Below are 6,635 nucleotides of genomic sequence, written 5' to 3'. Positions count from 1 at the left end.
TGTCCGAAAGGTTGGGAGGCGTTGCGAGTTTTGGACTCTCCGGATCGGGCGACGACACCGTTGCTGCGGGGAGACGACGGCACGCATCATCCGATCGGTTGGGACGAAGCGTTTCAAACATTCGTCGATCAAGTCCGCGGCGTGCAAGAGCGTCATGGAAAGGACTCGGTCGCTTTCCTTTCGACGGGGCAGATTCCGTCGGAGGAAATGGCGTTCTTGGGAGCGTTGGCTCGCTTCGGCATGGGAATCAAGCACTGTGACGGGAACACCCGCCAGTGCATGGCGACCGCGGCGACCGCGTACAAGGAATCGTTCGGTTTTGATGCGCCGCCATACACCTACGACGATTACGAACAGAGTGATTGCCTCGTTTTCATCGGTGCGAATCCCTGCATCGCCCACCCGATTATGTGGGAACGAGTGCTGCGAAATCAAAAGCGACCCGAGATCATCGTCATCGACCCACGGCGGACAGAAACTGCGATGGCCGCGAGCCAGCATCTGCAGATTCGGCCGAAGAATGATCTCGCACTGCTCTACGCGATCACCAACTACTTGATCGAAAACGATTTCGTTGATCACGATTTCGTGTCCGCGAACACGACCGGATTTGAGCAACTCCGTGACACCGTCGCGTCCTACGACATCGACGCCGTGGCTTCCCAGGCAGGCGTCTCGCCTGCGGCGATCCGCCGAGCAGCCGAGACGATCGGAAAGGGGACAGCCGTCTCTCTTTGGTGGACGATGGGCGTTAACCAAAGCTACCAAGGGACCCGCACCGCTCAGGCGATCATCAACATCGCTCTGATCACCGGGAACATCGGCCGTCCAGGAACAGGTGCCAACAGCATCACCGGCCAGTGCAACGCCATGGGGTCTCGTTTGTGGAGCAACACGACCAGTCTGATCGGCCACCACCGATTCGACGACGAAACGGATCGTCGCAAGGTCGCCGGGGCTCTCGGAATGGATCTCGATTGCATTCCGACCGAAGGCAGTTGGAAATACGATCGGATCATCGAAGGCGTCCGTCGCGGCGAGATCAAAGGTTTGTGGATTATCGCCACCAATCCGGCTCACACCTGGATTGATCAGTCCGACGTCCGCGAACTGTTCGGCAAGTTGGAGTTCATGGCCGTCCAAGACATGTACCACAATACCGAAACGGCGCAGCATGCGGACCTGATCCTTCCGTCGGCAGGATGGGGTGAAAAAGAAGGCACGTTCATCAACAGCGAACGTCGCATCGGTTTGATTAAGAAAGTCCGGCGGGCACCCGGGCAAGCACTTGCGGATTTTCATATCTTCCGCGGGATCGCTCATTACTGGGGCGTCGCGGAACAGTTCGCCGAATGGACCGATCCAGAAGCGGTCTTTCGAATCTTGCAACGAGTCAGCCGCGATCAACCGTGCGACATGACCGGCATCGACGGGTATCGCGAACTCGACGCGTGCGGCGGGATTCAATGGCCATGGTCGCAGGCGGATGCGGAGAAGTACGGCGAACCACCGCAGCAACGTCGCTTGTTCAGCGACGGTCGCTTCTTTCATGAGGACGGCAAGGCACGACTCATTGTCGACGACGTCGTGCCGATGCCTGAACCGCCGGATTCGACATTCCCGATCACCTTGCTGACGGGGCGTGGAACGGTCAGCCAATGGCACACGCAAACTCGTACACGGCAGAGTCCTGTATTGCGACTGCTTTATCCCAACGAAGCGTATGTCGAGATCAATCCAGTCGATGCCGACGAACTCGAAATCGAACACGGTCAGAAGGTCCGCGTGCAGTCAAGACGCGGGCAGGTCATTGTCACCGCATGCGTGACGGCAACCGTCCGTCGCGGTCAGGCGTTCATTCCCATGCACTATGACACGACCAATCAATTGACGCTGTCGCATTTCGATCCACATAGCGGACAGCCGAGCTACAAAGACTGCGCCGTCCGCATCATTCCACAGAGCAACTAGAACGAACAAAATCATGCCTGAGAAAGCGTTCACAGACGAACAAAAACAGTACCTATGTGGGTTCACGTTTGGCGCCGATGTTGCCCGTGCGGTCAGCGGACTTCCGGTGCTCTCCAACAGTGCGGGCGCTGGCGCGTCGTTGTCAATCGGCAATGGTGGCGCGACCGTGGACGGAGTTGCATTGCCGGTCGGCCCCGAGCGGATCGCATTGGAGGCTCAGGCCGCGACTGTTGCCGCGGGCAAGAAGCTCTGTAAAGAGGAAATCGCCAAGCAAGAAAAGAATCCGCTCGACATGTGGGATGAGATCGTCTCCCGGAGCGACGCGGGAGAATTTCCAAAGGGGACAGACGTTTTCTTGACGAAGTTTCATGGGCTGTTCCATGTCGCTCCCGCTCAAGACTCGTTCATGATGCGGTTGCGAATCCCCGGAGGATTGTCGCGAGCCTACCAACTGACCGGTCTCGCTGATTTGGCCGACCAATCGGCAGGCGGGTACCTCGATGTGACGACGCGAGCCAACCTGCAGTTTCGCGAAATCCCTGCGGACCAAGCCGCCAACATGCTTTACGGCATTCGTGAACTCGATGTGATCAGTCTGGGGTCCGGCGGTGACAACATCCGTAACTGCACCGCGAGTTGCCTGTCAGGGATCGATTCGGAGGAGCTGATCGAAACGATTCCGTTGGCTCAGCGGATGCATCACTACATCTTGAATCACCGAGAGATGTACGGGTTGCCTCGCAAATTCAACATCGCTTTTGATGGCGGAGGACGGATCGCGTCTCTCGAGGACACCAACGACATCGGTTTTAAGGCCGTGCGTGTCGACGCTGCTAACGCGTCGGATGATTTGCCGGAAGGCGTCTATTTTCAGTTGACGCTCGGAGGCATCACCGGTCACCAAGATTTCGCTCGGCCGACGGGAGTTCTTTTGAAGCCGAACGAATGTGTCGCGGTTGCCGGAGCGATCGTCCGTGTGTTTGTCAAAAACGGCGACCGCACTGATCGCAAGAAGGCTCGTTTGAAATATGTGTTGGACGATTGGGGATTCGATAAGTTTATCGAGGAAGTCGAAAAGGAACACGGAACGACTCTTCGCCGTGTCGAAGACTCACGCCTGACGATCGTTGACAACGAAGATCGGATGGCGCACGTAGGTTTTCACGAACAGAAACAGAAAGGCCGGTACTACGTCGGCGTCGTGCTGCCGGTCGGACGTATGACCAGCGATCAGGCTCGTTCGCTCGCGGAGATCGCGGATGAGTTTGGCAACGGAGAAATTCGGTGGACCGTTTGGCAAAACCTGATCATCCCGGGGATCCGGGAACGCGATGTCGCGGAGGTTCAAGCGGCGATCTTGGCGTGTGGTCTGGATTACCGGGCCAGTTCGTTCCGGGCCGGTTTGGTGGCGTGCACCGGAAGCGCGGGGTGCAAGTTCGCCGGTGCCGACACGAAAGCTAATGCGATGACGTTGGCTCAGTCTCTCGAATCACAGTTTGAAATTGACGTTCCGATCAATATTCATTTGACCGGTTGTCATCACAGTTGTGCCCAGCACTATATCGGCGATATCGGGCTGATCGCCTGCCAGGTCGAACAGGGTGATGACATGGTCGATGGCTACCACGTGATGGTCGGTGGTGGTTGGGGAGATCGTCGCGGGATTGGCCGCCCTTTGTTGGAGTCGATTCCATTCGAAGATCTGCCGCCGTTGATTACCAATTTGATCGATGGGTATTTGGCCGAACGAAACGTGGATGAGTCATTCGTTGATTTTGCACGCCGGAAATCAATCGAGGAGCTTCGGTTGCTCACCCATGCGACGGTCGCGTAAGCCGTCGTCGCCGCATGGCGAGGTGATTTCGCCTCGCTGTTAAGAAACATTCGTGTCCCTTTGTCTCTAACCCCACTTCATCTCATGATTCCAGATTCAGCACCATTTAACGAAGAACAACGTGCTTGGCTCAACGGGTTTTTCGCCGGTTTGACCGGGATGAAACCGGGAGCCGATACCTCGCAGGTGACTCAGGCTCTGGCGGGGAACCTGGGAGGCGGAGTCGCCGTTGCGGAGGAGGAAGTCGAGGAGGACTTTGAGTGGCATGACGCTTCTCTGCCGATCGTTGATCGTATGGAAATGGCCGAAGGGAAACCGACCGAACGCAAGCTGATGGCTGCGATGGCTCAGTTGGATTGCGGGTCATGCGGTTATGTCTGTCAAACCTATGGTGAGGCAATTGCCAACGGGGAAGAGAAAAACCTGACCCTATGTAGCCCAGGTGGAAAAGAAACCAAGCAGATGATCAAGAAGATCCTCGCCGAGCGAGATTCATCTGAACCCAGCAATGGTGCCGCAGCGTCCGCCAATGGCAACGGTTCCGCCGCGGCTCGCAACGGAAAGGCCGCCCAGTGGTCGCGGAGCAATCCTTTCACCGCAAAACTCCTCGAATCACGGGAACTGAACGCGGAAGGTTCCGCAAAGGATACTCGCCACGTCGTGATCGATCTGTCCGGATCGGGACTGAAGTACGACGTGGGTGACGCTCTCGGAGTGTTCCCGCAAAACTGTGGTGATTTAGCGACGCGGGTGATCGATGCGATGGCGGCCGATCCGAACATCACCGTGACAACGCCGTCTGGGGAAACGAAGTCGCTGTTGAAGGCACTGTGTGAGGACTATTGTCTGAAAGACCCCAGCGATGAATTGATTGAGCTGCTGATCGATCGAATCAATGATGACTCAGCGAAAGAAACGCTCCGCACGATGCTTGATGCGGGCGTTCCGGATGGGTTTGATGTTCTCGATGTGTTTGAGGTCGCCAAAGGAGCCACGGTGGCCGGGACCGAAGTGATTGAAACGCTCGACCCGTTGAACCCACGTTTGTATTCCATCGCTAGTAGCATGAAACAGGTCGGTGACCAGGTTCACCTGACGGTCGGGAAAGTGGTCTATGAGCGCGAAGGTCGAGTGCGAAAAGGCGTTGCCAGTACAATGTTGGCCGAGCGTGTCGCCGAAGGCGAAACGGTCCGAGTCTTCGTGCAACCCAACCATGCCGGGTTCACGGTACCATCGGATCCGAAGACCCCAATGATCATGGTGGGCCCGGGGACAGGGATCGCACCGTTTGTTGCATTCCTTCAAGAACGCGCCGAAACCAAAGCCGACGGAAAGAATTGGTTGTTCTTCGGTGATCAACACGAGGCGTTTGACTTCCTGTACCGAGAGGAACTCGAAGCCTACCAATCCGCAGGCTTGCTGACCCGGTTGGATACGGCGTTCAGCCGCGACAGCGACAAGAAAGTTTACGTCCAGGACCGAATGCGAGAGAACGCCGCCGAGTTGTGGCAATGGTTGCAGGAAGGTGCCGCGTTCTATGTGTGCGGTGACGCATCACGAATGGCCAAAGACGTTGACCGGGCGCTACATGAAGTGGTCGCCGATCAAGGCAAGATGAGCGACGAAGAGGCCGCGGCGTACGTCAAGGAGCTATCCAGCAGCGGTCGCTATCACCGAGACGTTTATTGATCCGCAACGGCTATCAATCAAAACGGTTTTCCGGGGTGGTTGTCTGAACACGCACGAGCAGTGGTTCACCCACGGCTTCTTCACGCCGGAGGCGTCTTAAGCAATTAGCCGGTGGTCGAGCGTAGCGAACACCACCGGAACAAGATTGCAGAAAAGAGATTTCGCCCCGTAGGCGGTCGCGGCGTCTCAGGCTTGGTTTCTGTGACCTCTCCGAGGTCAATCTTCGTTGAGTACTGACAACCGTGGGGGTCGCGGCGCTCAACCCACGGCTACTTGCTGAAGATCGCTTCGAGATAGTCGTCGACTCGCGGGAAACAAGCAGTCGGACGAGTCGCTCAACAGTCCTTTGGGGCAAACACGAATGTAGCCGGAGTCGCCAGACTTCGAGATGCTGAACTCCGTTGAGTTCAGCAACCGTGGTCGGCGGAATCCGGCTACAGCGGGTTTATCCGTGAACGTTCATCAGGTCGAAGGAATCAAACGGCCTCTTTCTTTTTGCCTTTTCCTTTGCCCTGACCTTTGCGTTTCCCCGCATCCTTGCCGGCGTTACCACCGCGTGTGGTGAGTTGTTTGCGGGCTGCTTCGGGGAGGGCGGCGAGTTGTTCTTCGGTGAACACCGCGGCGATGGATTTCTTCATTTGAACGCTGGCTGCTCGCATTTCTGCCATCAACGCCATTTCTTCTTCGGACAGAGATTCCTTCACTTTGGCAGCGACTTCTTTGCCTTTGAGTCCTGCTTCACGGGCAGCTTTGGATGCTTCGGCTTGCTTCTTTTTGAGTTCTTGGGTGAGCCCTTTTCCGCGGAGCTCTTTCACCTTGGCTTCAAACGTTTGTGCTGCGGCTTGGATCTTCGTCATTTGCTCGGCGGAGAGGCCGGCATCCTGAAGCGTTTTCATCAGGCGGGTGACCGTTGGGTTACTTTTCCCTGCCCGCTCGCCCTTGTTTTTGCGATTGGGTTTTTCGTCGGCGACTGCCGTGATGGTGAGTGCGGCGACGAGGCTGAGAGCGAGGAAACTTCTCATTTTAGGGTCCTTGGGAACGATGCATTGGGGGACAAAAATCATACAAGAGCGCATGATCTTACGTTATCAACGCATTGCGGGGGTTAATGTTCCGCGGTACCACGGAAAATTTGCCCGAA

General features: G+C 56.6%; 4 protein-coding genes. 3 read left to right on the top strand and 1 reads right to left on the bottom strand.

The features are described 5' to 3' along the window. From RSSM_RS21930 to RSSM_RS21920, 3 genes are all read left to right on the top strand, one after another. The coding region (locus tag RSSM_RS21930; protein WP_052336093.1) for a molybdopterin oxidoreductase family protein at positions 1–1,971 on the top strand (1,971 nt) is incomplete at its 5' end. 13 nt (positions 1,972–1,984) lie between these two features. Continuing rightward, positions 1,985–3,805 carry a NirA family protein gene (locus RSSM_RS21925; protein WP_008684150.1) on the top strand — a complete coding sequence of 607 codons (1,821 nt, stop codon included), beginning with the start codon at positions 1,985–1,987 and terminating at the stop codon, positions 3,803–3,805. Between the two features lie 60 nt (positions 3,806–3,865). Beyond that, entirely contained in the window at positions 3,866–5,494 is a 1,629-nt protein-coding gene (locus tag RSSM_RS21920) for a sulfite reductase subunit alpha (RefSeq protein ID WP_261340263.1), read from the top strand. A 476-nt stretch (positions 5,495–5,970) separates the two neighbouring features. Here RSSM_RS21920 and RSSM_RS21915 read toward each other — a convergent pair whose 3' ends face one another. Beyond that, on the bottom strand, positions 5,971–6,516 hold the full coding sequence (locus RSSM_RS21915) for a hypothetical protein (protein ID WP_008684146.1): 546 nt from the start codon (positions 6,514–6,516) through the stop codon (positions 5,971–5,973). Between the last annotated feature and the right edge of the window lie 119 nt (positions 6,517–6,635).

Origin of the sequence: Aporhodopirellula sallentina SM41 (assembly GCF_000346505.1) — a bacterium.
Taxonomy (GTDB): domain Bacteria; phylum Planctomycetota; class Planctomycetia; order Pirellulales; family Pirellulaceae; genus Rhodopirellula; species Rhodopirellula sallentina.
The sequence above is the reverse complement of the archived record's forward strand: the minus strand, read 5'-3'. Positions and strand labels throughout refer to the sequence as shown.